The organism is Streptomyces sp. NPDC036813 (genome assembly GCF_055609245.1).
The window spans coordinates 63,314-85,648 of the sequence record NZ_JBVJPV010000021.1 but is presented as its reverse complement, the minus strand read 5'-3'; the positions used below and the strand labels follow the sequence as shown (position 1 = coordinate 85,648).

The window sequence follows — 22,335 nt, the reverse complement described above, 5'->3', positions numbered from 1 at the left end:
GGAAGAGGATGCGCCTACTGGCGAAGGTCTGCTGGTTCTCGATGCCCGTGATACCTGAGCTTGCCGGTATCGCGGTCAGGCGGCATCGAGCAGCGACGCGACGACGGCAGCGGCGTCAGCGCGGGTGAGCATGGTGTAGTGGTCTCCCGGGCAGGTGTGCACCTGCAGGCCGTGGGGAGCGAGAGGCTCCCAGCCCAGCGTCCGGTCCCCCGGCACGAGGCTGCGGTCGGCCTTGACCAGCACCACGGGCACCGGAGCGGGCAGCGGCCGGTGAGGGTTCGTCAGCCGGTTGTTGCGCAGCAGGCCGTCGACATAGGTGTCGTACAGCTTGCGCAGCCCCGGGAGCGGGGTGGAGGGCAGCAGCACCTCGTTGGCGACGGCTGCCTCCAGCACCAGCTTCAGACCGTCGTCCACGCCGAGTCCGGCCAGCCGCTCCGGGTCGAGCGGCAGCGGGCGGTCCCGCTTCGCGCCGAGGTACATGCCGAACCAGCCGAGCAGCAGGGACGGTTCCAGGGCGTCGTCGTCGTGTTTGTACGCCTCGACGGGCGCGATGCTGTCCAGCAGCACCAGCCGGGCGGGACGGCCGTGGCGGGCGGGCAGGGACGCCATGGCGTGCGCCACCACGCCGCCGAAGGACCAGCCCGCGAGCACGTAGTCGCCCTCGATGTGAGCGACCTGGACGGCCGTCTGCAGCCGGGAGGCCAGCGCGTCGATGGTGGTGTCGGCGTGGCCGCCGGTGAGTGCCGCCTGCCAGTACTCCGGCAGTCCGCCGAGGTCCAGCACGGTCAGCCCGACGCCTGCGGGGAGCGCAGCGGCCAGGGTGCGGTGGACGGACACGTCGAGCGCGCCGGGGTGGACCAGGTAGACCGTGTGGCTGCCCGGTGCCGCCGCGCGGTGGCGGTGGACGACGGGCCGTTCGGCGCTACGCGGATGCCGCACGGCGGTCGCTCTCCTCCGCTATGTGAGCCGCCAGGTCCTTGATGGTGGGGTGGTACCACAGCGTGGTGGTGCTCAGCTCGAACCCCAGCCAGCTCTCGATCTCGCCGGCGAGGATGAGGGCTTCCGTCGAGTCGAGGTCCATCTCGTCGAAGTACATCTCGGGCGCTACCTCGGCCTGCTCTGTGCCGAGGCGGTGCGCGATCTTCTCGATCAGCCACTCCTGCGCCTCGAGAGCGCTCACTGCGGGCATGGTGGTTCCTTTCGGGAAATGGGGAAAAACCCGAGCGGGACGGAATGCGGCATGACGCGTGCACACGCCTGCTGTGACAGTCACAGAGGCGCCGAATTCCGCACGCAGCCGCGAATCTGACGACGGAAACAACGGAGGAATCCACCGACTTCGAAGGAGACGGCGATCTCATCGCCATGAGAAGTCGCCGGAACGACAGATCCCAGTCCTCCTTACTCAGCAGTCAGACTGGATCCGGGTTTCGCTCGCCGGCGGTGGTGGGGCACCCCCGCGACCGGCTCCTCCGAGTCAGTGATTGGAGTCTAGAGCCGCGCTGGAGGAAAATAAAGGGACTCTGCGTTAACTCGGCGTATCCATTTTTCTACAGAAATGAACGAACGCATCATTCTGACCGGCCAGTCAGCTCGAGCAGCCAAGGGTCTGTTAATCCGGGCATAATCATGATCATGACAAGTTCTTTTTCAATGCAGCGCACAGCGAATTCGGAGGCATCGCGGACACTCCGCGCCCCCCACCGTTTCTTACTGCTGAACCCAGAATCCAACCGCTCAGACGACGTCGCGGGCGCGGTCCTCCCGGACGAAGGCGCCGTGGAACCCGAACGGGACGGCGTGCGGGACCTCTGCCCGGGCCAGCTCCCGGAACGTCCGCGCGTCGAGGGCCAGCAGATACGACGACGCGGTCGCCGGACGCAGGACCACCGCGAGCACGACGCCGTCGTCCTCCGCTCCGTCCCGGCCGGCATCAGGAGGGGCCGCGACGAAGACGGGCTCGCCCGGATAGCAGCCCTCCTCGTGCCACACAAGCGTGCCGCCGTCCCCGACGTCGAGCTTCACCAGCTGGTTGAAGAAGTCGTCGGTCCGGCGATCGCGGGAGCCGACACCGTAGGCGTAGCGATAGGGCCGGCCGTTGTGCCGCCGATAGGCGATGCGCGGCAACTCCAGGGATTCCGCCGCCAGCGGTTGCGCCGCGACGGTTCCGGCCTCCGGATCCAGGGCGAACCGGGTGGGCGTGGCCGGCGGGAGGGCGTCACCGCCGCGCAGGGAGTCGAGGTAGAGGGCTTCGATCACCGCGGCGTCGTCGTAGGCGCACAGGTCGATGAAGAGCCGGCCGTTCTCTTCCCACGCGTTGATGTGATGGAAGGCGAAGCACGCGGGGCCACGCAGCACCGCGCGCACGCGTCCGTCATCTCGGTCCATGACGATGAACCGGGTTCCGCGCTCCGGTTTCCAGCGGTAGTTCTCGATGAAGGGTCGACCGCTCAGCAGGAGCCTGAAGGGGTTCACCACGAGGGGAAACTCGACCAGCACCACGTGCCGGGAGGTGATGGCGAAGCTGTGCATATACGCGGGCTCGCCCACACGGTGGCGCCCGAGCAGTTCACGGCGCGGTGTGCCGCCGGGCCGCTGGCGATATACACGGTATTCACTGCGCCGCGAGAAATGCGTCACGTAATTGACGAGGTCACCGGTGACCGGGTCCCGATGGGGATGCGCCGTAGTCAGCTGCCCGCCGAGCCGGTCGTCATAGTCGACCACTCCGACCGTGGCGAGGGTGTCCGGCGCGAACTCCACCGGCAGTGGTGTTTCGGTGAGCGCGACGGTCCGGTCCCCGAAACGCGCGATGTTCACGTTGGGATTTGCGGGGCGGCCGCGCTGGAAAGGCGTGAAGAAACGAGCGAAGACGCTTCGGCAGGGATCGGTGGCGAATTCCTGGTGACGGATGCGGCCCTCTCCGAGAACAGCGCGGCTGCTCGGCGTGTCCAGGTAACGGTTGGCGTAGTGCACCCGCCCGCTGTCGACGGCGAACCGATGGACCATGGCCTGTCCGTCGAACCAGTGCCGGAAGCCCGTGGCGCCGGCCTCGAACTTGGCGGGGCCGTTCCGCAGCAGCGTGCCACCTAACCACTCGGGGAGGCGCCCGCTGACCGGGAGTTCGACCGGCTGGGTCTCGTCGTCCAGGCTCTGTAAGCCCAGACCGAATCGCGCCATGACAGCTCTCCCCCGTTGCGCCGTGCTCATCCGGGCCCCCGACCCTGTGACACAGTGGATCGACCGACCACAGTGGACTATCGACCGCCAGCATCATGTACCGTCCACTGTGGAGTGTCAAGGAGAGCCTGCATGGACAACCTCAACGCCACAGCCGCCACGCTCCTGGGATTCCTCCACACGGGGGAAGCAAGCGGTTACGAACTCCTGGGGATCGCCGAGGAGGTCGTCGGCGCGTTCTGGACCGTGACCCGGAGCCAGGTCTACCGCGAACTCGCCGCCCTCGCCGAGCGCGGGCTCGTCATGGCCGGGGACACCGGGCCGCGCGCCCGGGTCCGCTACCGCATCACCGACGCCGGGCGGGACGCGTTCGCACAGTGGATCGCCGCACCTCCCGGCGCGGAACAGATCCGCTACCCCCTGCTGCTGACGATCGCCTTCGGCGGTCATCTGGACCGCACCCGTCTGCTGTCCTATGTCGACCAGCACCGCACGGTCCACCAGCGGCGCCTGAAGACGTACCAGGCACGCCTGGGAACCTCGGCGTTCGACATCCACCAGCGCGCCACCCTCGCCTTCGGCATCCGCTACGAGGAAGCGGTCCTCGCCTGGATGGACGACCTTCCCGCCATTCTCGGGCCGGCCGACGAGCCGTCCGCCGGGGGGCCGGATGCGGCCTCCTACGGGAGTGGCGGGTGAAGGCCCCGGACCTCTCTCGCGTCGAAGGCCCGGTGACCGCCGCCCGTCTCCTCGCCACCGTCGCCGCCCCGTCGGCCCCGGGATCCGAGGACGCGCCCGAAGTCCTGCGCCGGGCCGGGCGCCGGCTGATCGCGCACGTGCCGATGCCGCACTCGACCCGGACTCGGCCGACGTAGTGCGCTTCCCCACCCCCTGGCCCCGCCGCTCCGGCACGGTGACGGTCTCCCCGGACGGCGGCACGGCCGTGTTCGCCGCAGTGCACGCCGTGCGCTGCGTGGACGCGTCCGGCGCCACGCTGTGGGAGGTGCGCCACGCCTGCCGGGCCGGTGAATGCCCGCGACTGCACCGCGACTTCTCCGAGTACGCCGACGACGAACGGGTGACCCGACAGCGGTTCAGCCGCGGTCTCCGCCGGCGGCAGGCTGGTCCGGCCGCACGTCCGGGGCCTGCTCGCGGCCGACGGTGACGACACGGAGACGACGAGCTGTGTGGCTCGTCCTGGACGCCGCCCGCGGCCGGATGCTCGCCCGCGCGAGCACGGAGACGGGTGGCCTCGGGGTCGTTCCACACGCCGCACGCCGATCCGGCGCGGATGGGGCTGAGCGTCGGCGAGGGCGAGGATGGCTGGGACATGGACGCGGCCTTCGTGAACGAGGACACGGTCGTCGCCGGCACCTCGGAGAGCGACGCGGGACACGGCCCGGCACGCCACCGGCCGGCGGGCACCGCCGGCATGACCCTGCGCGGCGAGATCTCCGACCCCCACCCGGTGACCGGACCTGCCCGGGCCGCGGGGAACGGCACCTCGTACACGTTCTCCGCGGACCGGAAGTCCTTCTGCATCCGGGACCTTCCGGACAACGGCTGACGCGGCGCGGCCCACCCGGTCGCCCCCTTCCTTCCCTCGGTGGCCTGCCGTCACCACTCTCCCTTCCGAGCGGCGGAGGCCGGCCAGGACCGGCGACATGGGCCGAGATGTCGGCCCTACCCGAGCCGTCCACAGAACCGTTACCGGACGGCAACGAGATCCGGCTGGAGGTCCACCGGCCCCGGGTTCGTACGGCCTGTGCAGGGCCGATAAGGGGTCGTCCTGCCCGGCGGGACCCGATGGAATCGCCCAACCGGTGACCGGCCGGGCCCACGCCGCCATGATCGGCCGCTACGGTGATGACCGCCCGGCGGACCCTGCCGGGCAACCAGGCTCGCCGCAGGAACACCTCGCACACATGCGGGGCCCCTGGCAGCTTCGGTCCGGCGCCCGAACGACGACGTCGCCCCGCTCGTGCTGAGCGTTTCCCATCAGTAAGAGAAAGGTTCGTGCGTTCCATGTACAGCGCTCGGCAGCGCCCTGGCCGTACGGTCATGCCCCTCTCGCGCTTCCGCCCGGCAGGAATCACCAGGTCGCGCACGCACTTCTGCGACGCGCCGGAGGTTCTCCGCTGCCCCGCGCATGTCGCTGTCGCGGCGGACCGGCCCTCGGGCAGAGCATGACGGGCGAGCGCCGGCCGATGACCGGCGCCTGGTCCCTTGATCCGCAGCCGCGACGGCGGGATGGATGGGGCGGAGCGGCCATGATCCCACCGGATCCCGCCGCGGCCCCCCGTTACGCCGCGCCCGTCCAGCATCCGGTGAGCGCCGAGGACATCGCACTCGTACGGGCAAGTCTGGCGGTGGTCGGGCCACACGTCGCCGAGCTGGCGGTGTATTTCTACGCCATCCTGTTCGCTCGCCACCCACAGGTCCAAAACCTGTTCCCGGCCGCCCTCGACGTCCAGCGGGACCGCCTGCTGCGTGCCCTCCTACGGATCGTCGACCTGGTCGACGATCCGGACAACCTCGTCGCTTTCTGCTCCCGCCTGGGGCGTGACCACCGCAAGTTCGGCACCCAGGAGGCCCACTACCCGGCCGTCGGTGAATGCCTGCTGGAAGCACTCTCCCGCTACGCCGGCCCTGCCTGGACGCCCGACCTGGCGGCAGCGTGGCAGCGCGCCTACACCGCAGCCGCGGACGTGATGATCCGCGCCGCCGAGGAGGACGCACATCACCGGCCGGCGGTGTGGGACGCGCACATCGTCCAGCACGTGCACCGCGGGAACGGCATCGCGGAGATCACCGTCCGGCCACAGGCGCCGTACCCCTTCGTGGCGGGTCAGTACGTCAGCGTCGAGACGCCTTGGGCGCCGAGGCTGTGGCGGCACTACTCCCCCGCGCACGCCCCGCGGGACGATTCCGAGCTCACCTTCCACGTCCGTGCCGTCCACGGCGGCGTCGTCAGCAACGCGCTGGTCCACCATGCCCGTCCAGGAGATCCGGTCCGGCTCGGCCCACCGGAAGGCGACATGGTGCTGCGCCCGGCCGCCGGACGCGATCTGCTCTTCGTGGCGGGCGGGACCGGCCTCGCTCCGATACGCGCCCTCATAGAACAGGCGGCCCGAGAGGGTATCGGCGACCGGACGGAGGTCAGTGTGTTCATCGGCGCCAGAACGGCAGACGAACTCTACGGGCTCGACGACATGCTGCGTATGTCCCAGCGCCACCACTGGCTGCGGGTCCGGGCTGCCGTCTCCCATCAGCGCATCGCGGGGCTGGAGGGCACGCTGCCCGAGGTCCTCGCGGAGTTCGGGCCCTGGTACCGGCACGAGGCGTACCTGTGCGGCCCGCCGCAGATGCTCGGCGAAGCGGTGCAGGCCCTGCAACGGCACGGTGTTCCACCCCATCTCATGCACTACGACCCCTGGGACGTCCCCGTCCTGACCGCCCCCCTGCGGCCGCTCCGCCCGACCGAGGAGACCGACCAGCTGTGACCGACCCCTACATGCCCGGTTCTCTCGGAGAACGCCTGTTGCAGGAGCAGCTGGGCACCACCGACCGAGCGGCCGGCTTCTACGACCGCCAGGTACGCCCCTGTCTGACGCCGGCCATGCAAGAGTTCATAACCCGCCAGAGCATGGTCTTCCTGTCGACGGCCGACTCCCGCGGCGCCTGCGATGCCAGCTTCCGCTCGGGTCCGCCCGGATTCTGCGTCCCCCTCGACGACCGCACCCTGACCTACCCGGAATACCGGGGCAACGGGGTCCTGGCCAGTGCGGGCAACATCACCGAGAACCCTCACGTCGGCCTGCTGTTCATGGACTTCACGCACGACCACATAGGACTGCACGTCAACGGCACGGCACGGCTGCACGCCGACCACGACCAACGGGCGTGGTTCCCGCACCTGCCGACCGAGACCGCGCCCGGCCGCCGGCCGCACCTGTGGGTCCACATCACGGTCGAGGAAGCCTACGTCCACTGCTCCAAGCACATTCCCCATCTGGAGCCGGCCCCGCGCCCCCGGCCCACCGCGGACCGCGGCCGCCCCAAGGACAGCGCCTACTTCACGGAACCCGATCCCGCCTACCAGGCGGCCCCGGACGCGAGCCATGGCGACCGCCCCCAGAGCCCCTGGCGGAACCGCCTGACCCTCCGCCGCCGACCTTGACGCACTGTCGCTCGTCGACGGGGGTGACGGCCGCGGTGCGGGACGGCCGGCGACACAGTCACCGTCACGTGGGCGACGGTCCCTGCGCGCACCGCTGAGGACGCCTCAGTCCTCCAGGCCGCGCCGCACGCGCCGGGACGGCCCGAACTCGTACAGGTCGAGGACCTGAGGTGGATCCGCCGGCCCCGGCCCACCGGCGCGCACCCACGCGACGATGTCCCCCGTGGCGTCGGGGTCGTTGACCAGCCCCAGCCAGACCGGCCGGCCACCGGCCGCCCGTCCGGCCGGGGAGGGCTGTACGACGATGACGTTGGCCTGCTCGCACGCGTCGAGGCAGTTCACCGCCCTGATGTGGGCGACCGGCCCCAGTTCTGCCTTCAGGGTGGCGAGTTGGGCGGCGTGGTCGACGCCCGGAACCTTGGGCGTGCCGCAGCAGCAGCCCCTGCATACGGTGACCGTGCACCGGGGTGCCGCTTCGGCGGGAGTCTTCCGGCGGCTCACTCGGTGGCCCGCTGCCAGGCCGCCTCACGCAGCAACCGCAGTCCGTTGAGGCCGACGAGGACCGTGGAGCCCTCGTGGCCCGCGACGCCGAGCGGGAGCGGCAGGTTCCCGGCGAGGTCCCAGATCACCAGGCCCGCGATGAAGACAGCCGCGACGACCAGGTTCTGCACGACCAGTCTGCGGGCTCGCCGGGACAGGGCGATCACGGCGGGCACGGTGGTGAGCTCGTCGCGGACGATCACGGCGTCGGCGGTCTCCAACGCCAGGTCGGAGCCCGCCCGGCCCATGGCGACGCCGGTGTGGGCGGCGGCGAGCGCCGGGGCGTCGTTGACGCCGTCGCCGACCACCATCACCTTGCGGCCGGCCTCCTCCCGCTCCCGGACGGCGACGACCTTGTGCTGCGGCAGCAGTGCGGCACGCACGTCCTCGATGCCGACCTCCGCGGCGAGGCGAGCGGCGGCGCGCGGGTTGTCACCCGTCAGCAGAAGCGGAGCAGATCCGGTGAGAGAGGTCAGCGAGGCCACCGTGGCGGCGGCGTCGGGGCGCAGCCGGTCCGCGATGCCGAGCACCCCCACCGGCGTACCGTCCACGCTGACCAGCACCGCGGTGCGCCCGCCGTCCTCCAGCTCGGCGGCGAGCACCGCCGCTCGGGCGGAGTTCGCGTCCGTGGCGCCGAGGAGCAGCCGGGCCGGCGCCCCGACGGCGACCACGCGCCCGTCGACGGTGGCGGTCACGCCGACGCCGGGCGTGGAGTCGAAGTGCTCCGCCACCGGCAGGGCGAGCCCGCGCTCGAGTGCCGCGTCCACGACGGCGCGGCCCAGGGGATGCTCGCTCGGGCGCTCGGCAGCCGCCGCGAGGACCAGAAGCTCGTCCGGCCCCGTGCCGGTCAGCGCGCGGATGTCGGTGACCCGCGGGGTGCCCTCGGTGAGCGTGCCCGTCTTGTCCAACGCCACCGCGTCGACCTGACCGAGCCGCTCCATCACCACGGCCGACTTGACGAGCACACCGTGTCGTCCGGCGTTCGCGATGGCCGACAGCAGGGGCGGCATGGTCGCGAGGACGACCGCGCACGGCGAGGCCACGATCATGAAGGTCATCGCGCGCAGCAGCGAGTCGGTGAGCCGCGCGCCGAAGGCCAGTGGGATCAGGAACACGGCCAGGGTCGCCGCGACCATGCCCAGCGAGTAGCGCTGTTCGACCTTCTCGATGAACAGCTGGGTCGGCGCCTTGGTCTCGGACGCTTCCTCCACCATGCGCACGATGCGGGCGATCACCGTGTCGGAGGTGTCCCGCTCGACGCGCACGCGCAGGGCGCCGGTGCCGTTGAGTGTGCCTGCGAAGACCTCGTCGCCCTTCTCCTTGGCGACGGGCAGCGGCTCGCCGGTGATGGTCGCCTGGTCGACATCGCTCGCCCCGTCCAGGACCCGGCCGTCGGCGCCGACCCGCTCGCCGGGCCGCACGAGGATGGTGTCGCCGACCCACAGATCCCCGGCCGCGACGGTCTCCTCGGCCCCGTCGGTGCCCACCCGCGTCGCTGTGGCGGGCGCGAGATCCAGCAGCCCGCGCACGGAATCGGCGGTGCGTGCCGTGGCCAGTGCCTCCAGCGCGCCGGAGGTGGCGAAGATGACGATCAGCAGAGCACCGTCCATCACCTGCCCGATCGCCGCCGCCCCGAGCGCGGCGACGACCATCAGCAGGTCGACGTCGAGGGTCTTCTCCCGCAGCGCCTTCAGCCCTTCCCAGCCGGGCTCCCAGCCGCCGGTCGCGTAGGCCAGCGTGTACAGCGGGGCCCACGCCCACACGGGAGCGCCGGTCAGCTGCAGCGGCAGGGCGAGCAGGAAGAGGACGGTGGCCGCCAGCGCCCAGCGCGCCTCGGGGAGGGCGAGCACACGAGTGCGACGCCGGGGCGCCCCGCTCCCGCGTGGCAGCACGGCCAGGTCGGTGGACGGCTGGGTGAGGGTGGAGGTCATCGGAGCGGAGTCCTTCACGAAAGGCAGGGCGAAACAGCGCTGAGCCGGATGTCCGGCGCCACTCCCTCCACCGTACAGGACCACATGAAGACCCATTCATGCGTTCATGGGTCTGTCTCCGTAGGATGAGGGCCATGGGCCACGGAGCTGATGCCAAAACGACCGCCACCGCGCGCGAGCGCCTCGAGACGGTGGGTGCCGCCGACGTCGCCGCCACGCTCCAGGCTCTGGCCACCCCGTCCCGGCTGCGGATCCTGGCCCGCCTCCAGGAGGGCCCGTGCGCGGCGACCGAACTCGCCGACGCCGTCGGCATGGAACAGTCCGCCTGCTCCCACCAGCTGCGCCTGCTGCGCAACCTCGGCCTGGTCACGGGCGAGCGCCGGGGCCGCTCGGTCATCTACGCCCTCTACGACAACCACGTCGCCGAACTGCTGGAACAGGCCCTCTTCCACGTCGAGCACCTGTGCCTCGGAATCCGTGACGTCCCGGCGGAGCCCCGGGCCACGACGGCCGGAACCCGCTGAGCCTCATCCCGACCCGGTCTCCGGGTGGCGATGCGGGCGGTCCTGGAAGAGGGCGGCGCCCCTGGTGCCGACGGCGCCCGTTCGGCGACCGGGCCAGCCCCAGGCGCTCGCTTCCTCTACTCTCTTGGACCCCGACCAACCGCGCGGTCAGGGAGTTTGGATGTCCTCGACGTCGCCTTCTCAGCACAACAGTCCGGGCTCGACGCCCGGCCCGGGCTCCGGTCCACTCCCCCGCCGTCGCGAACGTCAGCCCTGCGCCGCGCCTGGGACTGGTTCACGGGACTGAGCGAAGGCGGCAAGATCACCCTCGTCGTTGGCTGTGGTCACGACGGTCGGCGGTGGCGCCTTCGGCCTGATCACCGCTGTCGCTCCGGCTCTCCTCACCGGCGACGACCAGGCCGACAGGCCGGCGGCACCGGACTCCGCGACGCCGGGCAGCACGGTGTCACCCGTGACTGCCACTCCGCCGGCCGCTCAGCCCTCTGAGTCCGGTTCCGCGGACACCCCTGCTCCCAGCGCAAGTTCGAGCTCCGACTCCCACGCGATCCAGTACACCGGAGGGCCGGTGCGCATTGCGAGGGTGGGTCCGGATCTCGACTCCGACCCGCCGAAAATCGACATCAATCACCAGGACGTTCTCCTCTCGCGGGTCGACCCGGCACGCATCGAGGCTTACAGCGTGGTGGACGAGCCCAGGCCGGCCGCGTGGACCGGCTCGGGCATGCGCGTCGCAGGGGTCGCGGAGGCCGGCCGGGCGGGTGACGGGCCGCCGCGTTCCTGCCCGCACTGCGGGGACGAGCCGGTACGTGCGCCGGCTCCTTCGCGGGCCCTCAGTCGATGCAGAACTCGTTGCCTTCGATGTCCAGCATCGGGATGCACGAATCGTTGCCGTCGTACAGCGTTCGCACGTGTACCGCCCCGAGCGGGACCAGCCGTGCGCACTCGGCCTCCAGTGCGGCGAGGCGCTCTTCGCCCACGAGTCCGGTGCCGACCCGCACGTCGAGATGCAGCCGGTTCTTGACGACCTTCCCTTCGGGGACGCGCTGGAAGTACAGTCGCGGACCCACGCCCGAGGGATCGACGCAGGCGAACCATGCGTCCTGCTGCTCAGGTGGCTGCGAACGCTTGAACTCGTCCCAGGTGGCGAACCCGTCGGGCGGCGGCGGTACGACGTACCCCAGCACCTCGCACCAAAAGCGGGCGAGGCGCTCAGGTTCCGCGCAGTCGAAGGTGACCTGGAACTTTCTGATCGACGTCACGGGGCCACAGTATGGGCGAGCACTCGTCAGCGAAACCCCCACGATCATCAACAGCTCCGGCTCGGGGCCGGCACCGGGACGCGCCCGCAGCAGACCATCCCCACTCGAGCGAGGCCCGGAGGCCATCGATACGACCACGGTCCGAGCCGATAGTGTGGACCGGGCTCCGACGACGCGCTACGTCCGGCAGCAGCATCGTTGCCCCATGACCGTAACGACCCCGTCAACGACCCTTCTCACACAGGGAGTTCCGGGAACTCGCTCTGTGGGGCGGCACGTTCACCGTCCTCGGCCTCTTCGCCCGCGCGTTCCACGCCGGTGTGGACCACCTGGCCTTCCAGCTGGCGGCCGTCCAGGGGGCGGCATCGGCGACGCGAACGGTGAGCCAGACCTACGGCGCGTTCCACATCTTCAGCACACTGAACGCCGCCGTCATGGGCGGCTGGCTCCTGCTGGCCATCGGCGCACACCGCTCCCGAGTGCTCGGCCCGGTGCGTGCGACGGCCCTGGCTCTGACCTCGGCGATGCCGCTGGGGGTGCTGAAGGGCACGACCCCGCTGCCGGTCGCCGCCGCCTCCGGACTGTGCCTCGCGCTCGTTCCGCTCGGCATGGCCGTGTTGCGCAGCGGGCCGACCCCGCGGGCGGCCACGGTCGCCGGACGGCTTCTGGCGCTGGTCGCCGTGGGCACCGCGATGTTCCTCCTCGGGCAGGCGGGATGAACGGTCACCGGTATCGTCGAGCGGTGCACGGAGTGAGGCAGCACCTGCGGACCGGCGCGCATCTGCTGGCGATCGACGTCTGTGCGGCGGCCGTCGTGACAGCCGGATACGTGGCGCTGGCCGCTCAGGACACCGCAGACGGTCTGCCACGGTTCTGCGGTCCGTGGTGGCTGGGATGGCTGGTGGCCGTCTGTGTCGGGGTCCCGGTGGCTGTTCGGCGCCTGTGGCCCCTGCCTGCCTTGGCCGTCGCGCTGGGCGCTTCGGCGACGGCGACACTGCTCGACATCACTCGGGACCCGTACATCTCCGCGGCCCTGGTCGTCTACGCGGTGGCGCTCGTCGAGCCGGCACGCCGGGCTTCGACGGCGCTCGCCCCGACCCTGGTCGTCTCGGCAGCCGCGGTTCTCACGGGGGAAGCGGTCCTGACGCCCTCCGGCCCGTGGGCCGAAGCTGCCGGAACCGCCGCCCTGGTGTGGGTCGTCGTCGGGGCAGCGTGGACCGCGGGCCGTGCCGTGCGAGAGCGGAGATCCCGAACTGCCCGCAGGGAGCGCCGCCTTGCGGAGGAGGCACTGACCGAGGAGCGACTGCGCATCGCCCGAGAACTGCACGACATCATCTCGCACAGCCTCAACGTGATCGTCGTCAGACATCTGCGCGTACCTCCACCTCAGCAACGGCACCGTCAAGACCTACATAGGCCGACTGCTGAGCAAGCTGCGCGCGCGGGACCGTGCGCAACTGGTGATCATGGCCTACGAGTCAGGGCTCGTCCGCGCGGCTCATCGACCGACCGATTCCTGAACGAGATCATCAAGCGAAGGCCGGTGACCGGCACGGCGCCGGCTCTTGCGCGAGGCTGTGCGAGCAAGGAGCCGCAGGCCGCCGGGCAGGGCCGGACCCGGCTCGGTCCGGACAACGGGATACAGTGCGCGAGACGGCAGCCTGGTTGGGGAGGGCAAGCGTGAACGACACCAGCAACACCCGGCCCGCCGTGGATGAAGCGCAAGAGACGCGGCAGAGCCCACTGCACCGCCTGATGCGCTACATCCCCCTGATCGCCCCCGTCCTGTTGTGGGCCGTGCCCTGCGGGGTGCTGCTGTACACCGGCCAGCAGTGGCCGCTGCCCGTCGCGCTGGTCGGCACCGGCCTGTTCGTCCTCGGTCTCGTCGGTATGCCGCTCGCGATGGTGCGCGGCCACGGCCGGCGCCAGAAGGACCGGGCGGCGATCATCGGTGACACCCTGCTGGGCGCCAGCTGGGTCCTGTTCACCTGGTCCGTTCTGCTCGGCGTCCTCCTGCGGCTCGCCCTGACCGTGGCCGGCGTCGAGGAGAGTCAGGACCGGGCCCGCATCGTCACGTGGGCCGTCCTCGGCGTGACCGCCGTACTGCTCGCCTGGGGGTACGCCGAGGCCCGCCGCGTGCCACGCGTGCGCCGACTCGACGTACAACTCCCGCGGCTGGGGGCAGGGTTGGACGGAACCCGCGTCGTCCTCATCACCGACACCCACTACGGCCCACTCGATCGCGCCCGATGGTCGGCACGGGTGTGCGAGACGGTCAACACCCTGGAAGCCGACCTGGTCTGCCACACCGGCGACATCGCGGACGGCACCGCCGAGCGCCGCCGCGCCCAGGCCGCCCCCCTCGGTACGGTGCGGGCCACCCGGGCCCGTGTCTACGTGACCGGCAACCACGAGTACTACAGCGAGGCCCAGGGCTGGGTCGACCTGATGGACGAGCTGGGCTGGGAGCCTCTGCGCAACCGCCACCTGCTGCTCGAACGCGGAGGCGACACCCTCGTGGTCGCCGGCGTGGACGACGTCACCGCCGAGTCCTCCGGTCTGGCCGGCCACCGCGCCCACCTCGCCGGAGCCCTGAACGGCGCCGACCCCGGCCTACCCGTCCTGCTGCTGGCACACCAGCCCAAGTTCGTCGACCAGGCGGCAGCGGAAGGCGTCGACCTCCAACTCTCCGGCCACACCCACGGCGGCCAGATCTGGCCCTTCCACCACCTGGTCCGCATCGACCAGCCCGTCCTCGCGGGCCTCAGCCACCACGGCGCGCGCACCCTCCTCTACACCAGCCGCGGCACCGGCTTCTGGGGCCCGCCGTTCCGCGTCTTCGCCCCCAGCGAGATCACCCTGCTCGTGCTCCGCTCCCCACACGTGCCCTCCACGAGCCGGGGGCGCGACGGCGACAGCTCGGGCTCGTCCCACTGAGGACACTCCAGGGCCGACGGCTCCTTCGTCCGGTGGCCATCCACCCGTGATGACCGTCCAACGGCCGGCGAGGTGGGCCGGCTGACTCATCGGCCAGGTGCCGCACCGGCGGACTCGGCTGCGTCCTCGGTGCCGGAGCCATCGCTGCTTCCGGCAACCCCTTCGACTAAGGCATCAGCCACGGTTTCTGCACGCGCAGACGCAGCAGAAGCGGCCTGACCGCTTCGTACGGCCCGGCCCCCGGCCTCCGCTGGTCCGCCTGGCGACGCCGCCACCGGGCGCGATCACGGGCCAGTCATTACCGGCGACAAGCCGCATCCCACATGAAGACCACAACAGTTTTGGACACCAAAGCCCGAACGGCACTGCGGAAGGGAGCAGTGTGGGCCGCCTACTTCCTGTTGCTCCCAGACGTGCAGCCGTCGGACTACGTCATCGCACCGATCGGCGGCTTTCTACTCGGCGGGATCTTCGGGCCAACGGCGCTGCACGAGAGGCATCGGCAGCGTCGTTTGCGGCGGCTGGGGCTGTGGGAGGGCTCGTGAGATAACCATCCCCGACACGACGGTCACGATCTACAGCTGGAGTACCAGGGTCGTCTTTTCGGTGTGCCCGTCGTCCTGGGACCACCCGCAATGCCTCTGCCAAGTTTCCACGTGCAAGACCCACCCCGATGTGTCTCAATGGAAGTAGCCCGCATTGGTCTGGGTGGCTCCGCCCCCCTATAGCGCGGCGTAACCTCTCCTATGACCCCTTCGCCGTAAAGGCGGCATCTCCAAACGGACGACTGCGGCCTGACGGTGGCGAGCGCGTCGTCCGGAACACTTCTCTCTGCGATTCGGGCAGTGGTCATGACCCAGCAACCGAACCCCGCAACAGGCGCGGACCCGGAAGACTTCGCGGCCCAGGCACGCGAGAACCTCCGGGAACTTGGCATCGACTCTCTCGACGCACTGGTGAAGCGATGGTCCCCTCGCGTCACACACGAAGATGACCTGTTGCTGCTGCCGACCGTTGGTGGTGCCGACCAGCAACCGCTCCGGCCGCATACACCACCGAAGGTGAGGGTGGTCATCGACGGTGAGGTCAACGAGCCCAGGACGGTTAGCGAATTCGACGGACAAGCCCTTTACTCAACGCCGGGGACCTTGAAGGACGAGCTGGTCCTCTACATGTTCACCTCCATGCGCATGATGACGAACCACCTGCGCACACACAGACTTGAGCCCTCTCTCCTACGCGATGAAGCGAGCGTCAGCGTGAGCTACCCCCCGGGCTGCCCCGCAAACTCGACCTACTTCGAGCACGAACACGGCGGCGGAGATTGGCTTTACAACGGCCCCAATTCCGGATGGCTGGACCTCAACAAGGTAGGCCGTGGATTTCTCCACCTCGGCGATTGGAACGACATCATTTCGTCGACCGACAACTGCAGATGGCACGTGACGTTGTTTGACAACCCGAATTGGAGCGGCAGCCGCTTCGAGATTTACGCCGGTACGTCAATCAACCACCTGGACGTCTTCGGGTTCAACGACCGCACCTCGTCGACACTCAACTGGGGGCAGGTTTTCTAGTACGACTCCGTTAGCTCTCTCGATCTTGGACTTGGGTGTGACCTGCTGGGCAGGGGTTGTCGGCAGGTGATGCAGACGCCGTTCCAACACCTCAGGATGCTCTGCAGGGCGTCGAGGGACTGGTAGAGGGTGAGGCCGGTCCGGGCGCTTTTGCGGGCCAGGCGCTGTTCGGTGGACGGTCGGCGCCTCGGCGTCGGCGGGCCATTTCGACCAGTAGCCGGCAGTCGGGCAGGACCCGGTCCCACCAGTCTTGTTAGGCCGAGGCTGCGGCCTTGACGGGGCGCTCGACCGCTTTGCCGGCCGGGCCCACGCGCGCGGCGGCGCAGCGGGAGCGCAACCCGCCCGTCGAGCCGTGCCGCCAGGTGAGTGGGTGAGCCTGCGGTCCAAGTCCGGCGGCCACGTCTGCCACCGACGGTGCGGCCTGTCGGTAGCGGGGGCTGGGGCCAGCAGCCGACCTCCCCCTTGTGGGTGGGAACGACAGGTCCGCCTCGAAGGGGTGGGTGCTCACGTCCGACCGGGCGGCCAGGACGTAGGCAAGCCCGCGCTCGGGCAGCGCGAACGGCAGGTGAGCGTTGGCGCCATAGGCGGTGTCGGCGACCACCACCGGCGGGCTCATGCCGCAGCCGGCGAGTGTGTCGAGCATGCCCAGGGCCACGCGCCATTTTTCGCGGTGTGCGACGTCCGCCGGGACGCGGGCAAGGGCCCGGCAAGTGGTGGCCGAGGCCCATTCCTGGGGCAGGAACAGTCGCCATTGCAGCGGGCAGGAAGCGGCGTCACTCGCGGCGTGGACGCTGACCGCGACCTGGCAGTTCGCGCTCACGCATTCCCGCAGGTCAGCGCACCCGTCCCCGCGGCTTCAGCGGCGTCGCCGGCAGCTCGGGAGCGGCCAGCGGCGCCCCGTCGTACCCCTTCACCTCCCCGAACCGCGTCCCCTCCGTCCAGTCCCGCCGCGCCTGTTCGATCTCCTCCTGGGAGCGCCCGATCCAGTTCCAGAACATGATCAGTTCCTCCTCGAACGGCTCGCCGCCCAGGAGCATCAGGCCCGCGTCCGTTTCGGCGTGCAGGGGGAGTTCCGTGCGGCCGCAGCCGAGGTAGAGCATCGAGCCGGGCAGGAGCGGTACGCCGTCCACGTGGGCCTCGCCCGACATGGACAGCACCGCGTACTCGAAGTCCGGCTCCAGGGGCAGGCGTACGTCCGCGCCGCGGGACAGGGCCAGGTCCGCGCCGACGATCGGGGTGTACGCCGTGCCCGGCGAGGTCGCGCCGTCCAGGTCGCCGAGGAGCAGCGTGGCCGTGAGGCCCGGTGCCGTGACCGTCGGCAGGTCGGCGTGGTACTCGAAGCGCGGCTCGGTGTGGCGGTGAGCGTCGGGGAGAGCCACCCACAGCTGGGCGCCGTGCAGGAAGCGGGCGTGCGAGCGCGGGCTCTCCTCGGAATGGCTGATCGCCCGGCCCGAGGTCATCAGTCCCAGTTGCCTGGGGCGGATCAGCTGGAGGCTCCCCGTGGAGTCGCGGTGCAGTACCTCTCCCTCGTGCAACCAGCTCACCGTCTGCAGGCCCATGTGCGGGTGCGGCGGCACCTGCATGCCGGGCTCGTCGGCGATGTCGTCGGGGCCGTAGTGGTCGACGAAACACCAGGCGCCGACCATGCGGCGGCCGAGGTTGGGCAGCAGCCGGCGGACCTCGGTCGACTCGCCGAGCGGGACGCGGCGCGGGCTGAGGAGTTCGCGGACCGGTTCCGCCACGACGAAGCCACGGCCACCGCACACGGCGGGCACCGCCTGGCGATCGAGATTGCTCATACGGAACAACGTAGTCCCGTCCGGCTCGCCCCGTCAGTCCGTCGGCCGGGCACCACCTGTGCGTGCGATGGCGGCGGTGCCCGGCGCAGTAGCCATGGACAGAGAATTTTGTAGCCATGGACATAGTAGCCATGTACTGTAAGTGCATGAGCAGCAACATGGCCGGCGGTCCGACCCCCGGTTATCTGGTGTGGCGCCTGTCGACGAAATGGCGGGTCGCCGTCGATCGCGCGGTCGCCCCGCTGGGACTGACCCACGCGCAGTACTCGCTCGTGGCCTCGCTGCACGGCATGCAGCGCACCGGTGAGCGTCCCAGCCAGCGGCGCCTCGCCGACCACACGGGGCTGGAGCCGCTGTACGTGTCGAAGCTGGCCCGCTCCCTCGAGGCCGCCGGGCTGCTGGAGCGCGCCCGCGATCCGCGTGACCCGCGCGCGGTGCAGCTCGCGCTGACCCCGCAGGGGCGGGCGACCACCGAGCGGGCGATCGAGGTCGTCCAGGGGCTGCTCGACCAGCTGCTCCAGCCGCTCGGTGGCCTCGGCAGCCCGCGCACCCGGCAGTTCACGAGCGAACTGACGGCCTTGCTCGACACACCGCTCGACCCGTCGTACGTCCACGCAGACACCGACAAGGAGCAGTCATGACCACCACCGCACCGCTCGCCGACAGCCGCGCGATCGGCCTGGCCCACTACGCCGCACGCGCGGTTCTGGAGCAGGTGATGGGCCGCCACGGCCTGAGCTTCCTGGAGACCACCGTGCTGCGGCCGGTCGCCGCCGCCGAAGAGCCGTTCTCCCGCGGCCGGCTCGTCCAGAGCGTCGTCGACACAGTCAAGATCACCGCCGGGGAGGCGGAGCGGACCGTCGACGCGCTGATCGGACGCGGGCTGCTCACCGTCGACGACAGCGGCACCGTCGGGATGACGGAGGACGGCCGGGCGCTGTACGACACCGGGGCCGCCGAGACCGCACGGGCCTCGGCGCGCATCTGGGCTGACATCCCCGAGGCGGACCGGGCCGCGGCCGGCCGGGTGCTGGCCCTGGTGACGGAGCGGGCGAACGCCGAGCTGCGCACCCTCGGACACAACTAGTGGAATATTGAACCAACCGCGCCGGTTGTCGGCCCCGAAGGAGGTCGGCCGTGCAGAGCATGTTCAACGCGGCGCAGGAGCCGCAGCAGTCGCAGGAGTCCGCGTACTACACCCACGGAACGCCCGCGGAGCGCTGGGAGCGCGCCCGGATGTTCTTCGACGCCAAGGACTACGCCGCCGCGGCGCGGGTGCTGGGTCCGCTGGTCGAAGAGGTGCCGGAGCAGACCGGACCGCGTCTGCTGCTGGCCCGCGCCTACTACCACTCCGCTCAACTGCGGCGTGCGGAGAGCGAGTTGCGGCTCATCGTGGAGCGCGACCCGGTGGAGCACTACGCCCGGCTGATGCTGGGCCGCACCCTCGAACGGCAGGGACGCGGCGAGGAGGCCGACACCCATCTGCGGATCGCCTCCGCACTCGCCGGGGACTTCGAAGAGGAGTGAGTGCATCGCCATGGCCCGGAGGGCGCCTGTCGCCCCTCCGGGCCATGGCATGCTGGCGCGATGGCCTCTCCCCGTGATCACGCGACCCTGGCCGGGCGGATCGAGGAACTGCTCGCGCCCGGCGGCCCGTTGCCCATCGTCGCGGCCGGCGACCCCGTGCTGCGCCGCGGCACCGAGCGCTACGACGGACAGCTCGCCCCCGCGCTGCTGGCCCGCTTCGTCGAGGCGCTGCGCGTCACCATGCACGCGGCGCCGGGCGTCGGGCTGGCCGCGCCGCAGGTGGGGGTGGCGCTGCGGATCGCGGTGATCGAGGACCCGGCGCCGGTCACGGAGGAGGTCCGGGTGGCGCGGGGGCGCGTGCCCCAGCCGTTCCGGGTGCTGGTGAATCCCTCGTACGAGCCCGTCGGCTCCGAGCGTGCCGCCTTCTTCGAGGGCTGTCTCAGCGTGCCCGGCTGGCAGGCGGTGGTGGCGCGGCACGCGCGCGTGCGGCTGACCGCTGAGGACGAGCACGGCCGGGCCGTGGACGAGGTGTTCACGGGCTGGCCGGCACGGATCGTGCAGCACGAGACCGATCATCTCGACGGCACGCTGTACTTGGACCCCGCCGAGCCGCGGTCCCTGTCGTCGAACGAGGCGATGGCCGGGCGGTGGAACCAGCCGACGCCCGGCACGGCCGCCCGCGAGCTCGGTTTCCGGCTGCCCCGCTGAGGCGCTGTCGCCAGGCGCCGGCCTCCCCGAGTGACCGGCGCCGGCGGTGCGTTCAGCCCCGGTAGGCCTCCAGCAGCCGCAGCCACACCTCGCTGATCGTCGGGTAGGACGGCACCGCGTGCCACAGCCGGCCGATGGGGACCTGACCGGCGACGGCGACGGTCGCCGAGTGGATCAGCTCGCCGACGCCGGGGCCGACGAAGGTGACCCCGCGCAGGATCTCCTCCTCGAGGTCGACGACCATGCGGGCGCGGCCCTTGTAGCCGTCGCGGTACAGGCCGGCCCCGGCGACCGACGACATCTCGACGTCGACGGCGCGCACCCGGTACCCGGCCTGTTCCGCCTCGGCGAGGGAGAGGCCCACGGCGGCGGCCTCCGGATCGGTGAAGACGACCTGCGGTACGGCGTGGTGGTCGGCGGTGGCGGAGTGCGCGCCCCAGGGCTCGTGCTCGGGCAGCGCGTCGCCGGCGGACCGGGCGGCGATGGCGGCGCCGGCGATCCGCGCCTGGTACTTGCCCTGGTGGGTGAGGAGAGCACGGTGGTTGACGTCGCCGACCGCGTACAGCCAGTCGGTGCCGGTGACACGGAGGCTGTCGTCGGTCTCCAGCCAGGTGCCGGGCTTCAGGCCGACGGTGTCCAGGCCGATGTCGTCGGTGCGCGGGGCGCGGCCGGTGGCGAAGAGGATCTCGTCGGCCTCGATCCGGTCGCCGGAGCCGGTGACGGCCACGACGGTGCCGTTCTGCCTGCTGACGGACTCCACGGAGGTGCCGGTACGTACGTCGGCGCCGGCCTCCGTGAGGGCCTCGGCGACCAGCTCGCCGGCGAACGGCTCCATCCGGTTGAGCAGGCCCTTGCCCCGCACGAGGAGCGTGACCTCGGTGCCGAGGCCCTGCCACGCGGTGGCCATCTCGGTGGCCACCACTCCCCCGCCGACCACGATCAGCCGTCCCGGCACCTCCTTGGCGCTGGTGGCTTCCCGGCTCGTCCACGGCTTGACGTCGGCGAGTCCGGGCAGGTCGGGCAGCTGGGCGCGGGTGCCGGTGCACACGGCGACCGCGTGCCGGGCGGTCAGGGTGCGGCGCGTGCCGTCGGGTGCGGTGACCTCGACGGTGCGGGGGCCGGCGAGGCGACCGTGTCCGCGGTACAGGTCGGCGCCGATGCCCTCCAGCCAGCGGACCTGGCCCTCGTCGTCCCAGTCGGAGGTCTCGTAGGTGCGGTGGGCCAGCACTTCCGCGGCGTCCAGCGGGCCCTGCGCCGCCTGGCGCAGACCCGGGGTGCGGCGGGCGTCGGCGTGGGCGATCACCGGGCGGAGCAGGGCCTTGCTGGGCATGCACGCCCAGTAGGAGCACTCACCGCCGACGAGTTCGCTCTCCACGACCGCGGTGGTGAGGCCGGCCGCGCGGGTGCGGTCCGCGACGTTCTCCCCCACGGGTCCGGCACCGAGCACCACGACGTCGTACGCGATCGTTTCCGTTTCCGTCATGGGGTCAGTCTGGTGGGTGGCGGCCGTCCGGGCCACAGAACCGCCGGATCGCGGCGCGGGTGTGCGCCGTCGGAACACAGGTGTGCGCCCTGGCCACATGGGTACGTGCGCGGAATACGCACGTCGTCGGCCGTGTTGTGCGGGACGCTCGCCCCCCGACACCAGGAATGAGGGATGCACGCCATGAGCAGCACCGTGGAGCTCACCAAGGAGAACTTCGACCAGATGGTCACGGACAACGATTTCGTCCTGATCGACTTCTGGGCGTCCTGGTGCGGGCCGTGCCGTCAGTTCGCGCCGGTGTACGAGAAGGCCGCGGAGGAGAACCCGGACCTGGTGTTCGGCAAGGTGGACACGGAGGCGCAGCCCGAGCTGGCCGCGGCCTTCCAGATCCAGTCGATTCCGACGCTGATGATCGTGCGGGACCAGGTCGCGATCTTCGCCCAGCCCGGTGCGCTGCCGGAGGCCGCCCTCGCGGACGTCATCGGTCAGGCCCGCAAGCTCGACATGGACGAGGTGCGCCAGTCGATCGCGGCGCAGGAGGGCCAGGCGGAGCAGGGGCAGTAACACCTCGCGGCTCGTCCGCCGGCGTGGGGCAAGGGGCTTCCCGGCCCGTCCACCGGCGCGGAAGGAGCCTTCGGCCGGGACGGGGGCGCCCGGGCCGGGGGCTCCTTTCTCGCGCTCGGTCTG

General features: G+C 71.0%; 22 protein-coding genes and 2 pseudogenes. 15 read left to right on the top strand and 9 right to left on the bottom strand.

The features are described from left to right. Positions 1–75 precede the first annotated feature (75 nt). The 3 genes from ACZ67Q_RS34135 to ACZ67Q_RS34125 all read right to left on the bottom strand — a co-directional run bounded on the left by ACZ67Q_RS34135 (position 76) and on the right by ACZ67Q_RS34125 (position 3,180). Positions 76–939: a thioesterase domain-containing protein gene (locus tag ACZ67Q_RS34135; protein WP_471190116.1), complete on the bottom strand. Its 864-nt coding sequence runs from the start codon at positions 937–939 to the stop codon at positions 76–78. Continuing rightward, positions 923–1,189 (bottom strand): acyl carrier protein, encoded by a 267-nt coding sequence (locus ACZ67Q_RS34130; RefSeq protein WP_471190114.1) that lies wholly within the window; start codon positions 1,187–1,189, stop codon positions 923–925. Before ACZ67Q_RS34130 ends, ACZ67Q_RS34135 begins: the two co-directional genes overlap by 17 nt. A 548-nt stretch (positions 1,190–1,737) precedes the next feature. Beyond that, entirely contained in the window at positions 1,738–3,180 is a 1,443-nt protein-coding gene (locus tag ACZ67Q_RS34125) for a carotenoid oxygenase family protein (protein WP_471190111.1), read from the bottom strand. A gap of 132 nt (positions 3,181–3,312) precedes the next feature. On the opposite strand from ACZ67Q_RS34125, the gene ACZ67Q_RS34120 reads away from it, so the two are divergent. From ACZ67Q_RS34120 to ACZ67Q_RS34105, 4 genes are all read left to right on the top strand, one after another. Beyond that, positions 3,313–3,879, top strand: a complete 567-nt coding sequence (locus tag ACZ67Q_RS34120) for a PadR family transcriptional regulator (RefSeq protein ID WP_471190109.1) — start codon at positions 3,313–3,315, stop codon at positions 3,877–3,879. Positions 3,880–4,426: 547 nt separating this feature from the next. Then, positions 4,427–4,747 (top strand): hypothetical protein, encoded by a 321-nt coding sequence (locus ACZ67Q_RS34115; protein WP_471190107.1) that lies wholly within the window; start codon positions 4,427–4,429, stop codon positions 4,745–4,747. A 703-nt stretch (positions 4,748–5,450) separates the two neighbouring features. Next, a complete protein-coding gene (locus ACZ67Q_RS34110) occupies positions 5,451–6,683 on the top strand; it encodes a globin domain-containing protein (RefSeq protein ID WP_471190105.1) in 1,233 nt (410 codons plus the stop codon). Between the two features lie 11 nt (positions 6,684–6,694). Next, entirely contained in the window at positions 6,695–7,360 is a 666-nt protein-coding gene (locus tag ACZ67Q_RS34105; RefSeq protein ID WP_471190214.1) for a pyridoxamine 5'-phosphate oxidase family protein, read from the top strand. Positions 7,361–7,465: 105 nt separating this feature from the next. On the opposite strand, the gene ACZ67Q_RS34100 is transcribed toward ACZ67Q_RS34105, so the two are convergent. Both ACZ67Q_RS34100 and ACZ67Q_RS34095 read right to left on the bottom strand, forming a co-directional pair. Continuing rightward, positions 7,466–7,861 (bottom strand): (2Fe-2S) ferredoxin domain-containing protein, encoded by a 396-nt coding sequence (locus ACZ67Q_RS34100; protein ID WP_471190103.1) that lies wholly within the window; start codon positions 7,859–7,861, stop codon positions 7,466–7,468. Continuing rightward, entirely contained in the window at positions 7,858–9,831 is a 1,974-nt protein-coding gene (locus ACZ67Q_RS34095) for a heavy metal translocating P-type ATPase (protein WP_471190102.1), read from the bottom strand. Before ACZ67Q_RS34095 ends, ACZ67Q_RS34100 begins: the two co-directional genes overlap by 4 nt. 134 nt (positions 9,832–9,965) lie before the next feature. Between ACZ67Q_RS34095 and ACZ67Q_RS34090 the strand changes: the two genes are divergently transcribed. Then, positions 9,966–10,355, top strand: coding sequence for an ArsR/SmtB family transcription factor (locus ACZ67Q_RS34090; protein ID WP_471190100.1), 390 nt, complete (start codon positions 9,966–9,968; stop codon positions 10,353–10,355). 830 nt (positions 10,356–11,185) lie between these two features. Here ACZ67Q_RS34090 and ACZ67Q_RS34085 read toward each other — a convergent pair. Then, a complete protein-coding gene (locus ACZ67Q_RS34085; protein WP_471190098.1) occupies positions 11,186–11,614 on the bottom strand; it encodes a VOC family protein in 429 nt (142 codons plus the stop codon). Between the two features lie 320 nt (positions 11,615–11,934). On the opposite strand from ACZ67Q_RS34085, the gene ACZ67Q_RS34080 reads away from it, so the two are divergent. From ACZ67Q_RS34080 to ACZ67Q_RS34060, 5 genes and pseudogenes are all read left to right on the top strand, one after another. Next, positions 11,935–12,333, top strand: coding sequence for a hypothetical protein (locus ACZ67Q_RS34080; RefSeq protein WP_471190096.1), 399 nt, complete (start codon positions 11,935–11,937; stop codon positions 12,331–12,333). After that, positions 12,330–12,848: pseudogene (locus ACZ67Q_RS34075) on the top strand (DUF7134 domain-containing protein); the annotation flags it as partial. The gene ACZ67Q_RS34080 and the pseudogene ACZ67Q_RS34075, both read left to right, overlap by 4 nt. Before the next feature lie 121 nt (positions 12,849–12,969). Continuing rightward, a pseudogene (locus ACZ67Q_RS34070) lies at positions 12,970–13,134 on the top strand (response regulator transcription factor); the annotation flags it as partial. Positions 13,135–13,294: 160 nt separating this feature from the next. After that, positions 13,295–14,551: a metallophosphoesterase gene (locus ACZ67Q_RS34065; protein ID WP_471190094.1), complete on the top strand. Its 1,257-nt coding sequence runs from the start codon at positions 13,295–13,297 to the stop codon at positions 14,549–14,551. A gap of 845 nt (positions 14,552–15,396) precedes the next feature. Further along, a complete protein-coding gene (locus tag ACZ67Q_RS34060) occupies positions 15,397–16,128 on the top strand; it encodes a hypothetical protein (RefSeq protein ID WP_471190092.1) in 732 nt (243 codons plus the stop codon). Positions 16,129–16,381: 253 nt separating this feature from the next. Here ACZ67Q_RS34060 and ACZ67Q_RS34055 read toward each other — a convergent pair whose 3' ends face one another. Together ACZ67Q_RS34055 and ACZ67Q_RS34050 are read right to left on the bottom strand one after the other, a co-directional pair. Next, complete coding sequence (locus ACZ67Q_RS34055) at positions 16,382–16,948, bottom strand: transposase (protein WP_471190090.1); 567 nt, start codon at positions 16,946–16,948, stop codon at positions 16,382–16,384. Positions 16,949–16,961: 13 nt separating this feature from the next. After that, entirely contained in the window at positions 16,962–17,927 is a 966-nt protein-coding gene (locus ACZ67Q_RS34050) for a pirin family protein (protein WP_471190087.1), read from the bottom strand. A gap of 146 nt (positions 17,928–18,073) precedes the next feature. Here ACZ67Q_RS34050 and ACZ67Q_RS34045 point away from each other — a divergent pair, with 146 nt between their 5' ends. Genes ACZ67Q_RS34045 through ACZ67Q_RS34030 form a run of 4 tightly spaced genes read left to right on the top strand, consistent with a single transcriptional unit; the run spans position 18,074 to position 20,162 of the window. Beyond that, positions 18,074–18,568: a MarR family winged helix-turn-helix transcriptional regulator gene (locus ACZ67Q_RS34045; protein ID WP_471190085.1), complete on the top strand. Its 495-nt coding sequence runs from the start codon at positions 18,074–18,076 to the stop codon at positions 18,566–18,568. Next, positions 18,565–19,014: a MarR family transcriptional regulator gene (locus ACZ67Q_RS34040; RefSeq protein WP_471190083.1), complete on the top strand. Its 450-nt coding sequence runs from the start codon at positions 18,565–18,567 to the stop codon at positions 19,012–19,014. Before ACZ67Q_RS34045 ends, ACZ67Q_RS34040 begins: the two co-directional genes overlap by 4 nt. Before the next feature lie 59 nt (positions 19,015–19,073). Then, positions 19,074–19,454, top strand: a complete 381-nt coding sequence (locus tag ACZ67Q_RS34035; protein ID WP_471190212.1) for a tetratricopeptide repeat protein — start codon at positions 19,074–19,076, stop codon at positions 19,452–19,454. A 60-nt stretch (positions 19,455–19,514) separates the two neighbouring features. Next, positions 19,515–20,162: a peptide deformylase gene (locus tag ACZ67Q_RS34030; RefSeq protein WP_471190081.1), complete on the top strand. Its 648-nt coding sequence runs from the start codon at positions 19,515–19,517 to the stop codon at positions 20,160–20,162. A 52-nt stretch (positions 20,163–20,214) separates the two neighbouring features. Here the strand turns inward: ACZ67Q_RS34030 and ACZ67Q_RS34025 are convergent, their stop codons facing one another. Continuing rightward, positions 20,215–21,645: a dihydrolipoyl dehydrogenase family protein gene (locus ACZ67Q_RS34025; RefSeq protein WP_471190079.1), complete on the bottom strand. Its 1,431-nt coding sequence runs from the start codon at positions 21,643–21,645 to the stop codon at positions 20,215–20,217. A gap of 183 nt (positions 21,646–21,828) precedes the next feature. Between ACZ67Q_RS34025 and trxA the strand changes: the two genes are divergently transcribed. Next, positions 21,829–22,212: a thioredoxin gene (gene trxA, locus ACZ67Q_RS34020; RefSeq protein WP_471190077.1), complete on the top strand. Its 384-nt coding sequence runs from the start codon at positions 21,829–21,831 to the stop codon at positions 22,210–22,212. Positions 22,213–22,335: the final 123 nt, after the last annotated feature.

Bases quoted from the DNA above. Each gene is read 5' to 3' on its own strand.
- ACZ67Q_RS34025 (WP_471190079.1), bottom strand. From the start codon at position 21,645: ATGACGGAAACGGAAACGATCGCGTACGACGTCGTGGTGCTCGGTGCC.
- ACZ67Q_RS34095 (WP_471190102.1), bottom strand. From the start codon at position 9,831: ATGACCTCCACCCTCACCCAGCCGTCCACCGACCTGGCCGTGCTGCCA.
- ACZ67Q_RS34110 (WP_471190105.1), top strand. From the start codon at position 5,451: ATGATCCCACCGGATCCCGCCGCGGCCCCCCGTTACGCCGCGCCCGTC.
- ACZ67Q_RS34040 (WP_471190083.1), top strand. From the start codon at position 18,565: ATGACCACCACCGCACCGCTCGCCGACAGCCGCGCGATCGGCCTGGCC.
- ACZ67Q_RS34105 (WP_471190214.1), top strand. From the start codon at position 6,695: ATGCCCGGTTCTCTCGGAGAACGCCTGTTGCAGGAGCAGCTGGGCACC.
- ACZ67Q_RS34050 (WP_471190087.1), bottom strand. From the start codon at position 17,927: ATGAGCAATCTCGATCGCCAGGCGGTGCCCGCCGTGTGCGGTGGCCGT.
- trxA (WP_471190077.1), top strand. From the start codon at position 21,829: ATGAGCAGCACCGTGGAGCTCACCAAGGAGAACTTCGACCAGATGGTC.
- ACZ67Q_RS34045 (WP_471190085.1), top strand. From the start codon at position 18,074: ATGAGCAGCAACATGGCCGGCGGTCCGACCCCCGGTTATCTGGTGTGG.
- ACZ67Q_RS34120 (WP_471190109.1), top strand. From the start codon at position 3,313: ATGGACAACCTCAACGCCACAGCCGCCACGCTCCTGGGATTCCTCCAC.
- ACZ67Q_RS34125 (WP_471190111.1), bottom strand. From the start codon at position 3,180: ATGGCGCGATTCGGTCTGGGCTTACAGAGCCTGGACGACGAGACCCAG.
- ACZ67Q_RS34030 (WP_471190081.1), top strand. From the start codon at position 19,515: ATGGCCTCTCCCCGTGATCACGCGACCCTGGCCGGGCGGATCGAGGAA.
- ACZ67Q_RS34035 (WP_471190212.1), top strand. From the start codon at position 19,074: ATGTTCAACGCGGCGCAGGAGCCGCAGCAGTCGCAGGAGTCCGCGTAC.
- ACZ67Q_RS34130 (WP_471190114.1), bottom strand. From the start codon at position 1,189: ATGCCCGCAGTGAGCGCTCTCGAGGCGCAGGAGTGGCTGATCGAGAAG.
- ACZ67Q_RS34090 (WP_471190100.1), top strand. From the start codon at position 9,966: ATGGGCCACGGAGCTGATGCCAAAACGACCGCCACCGCGCGCGAGCGC.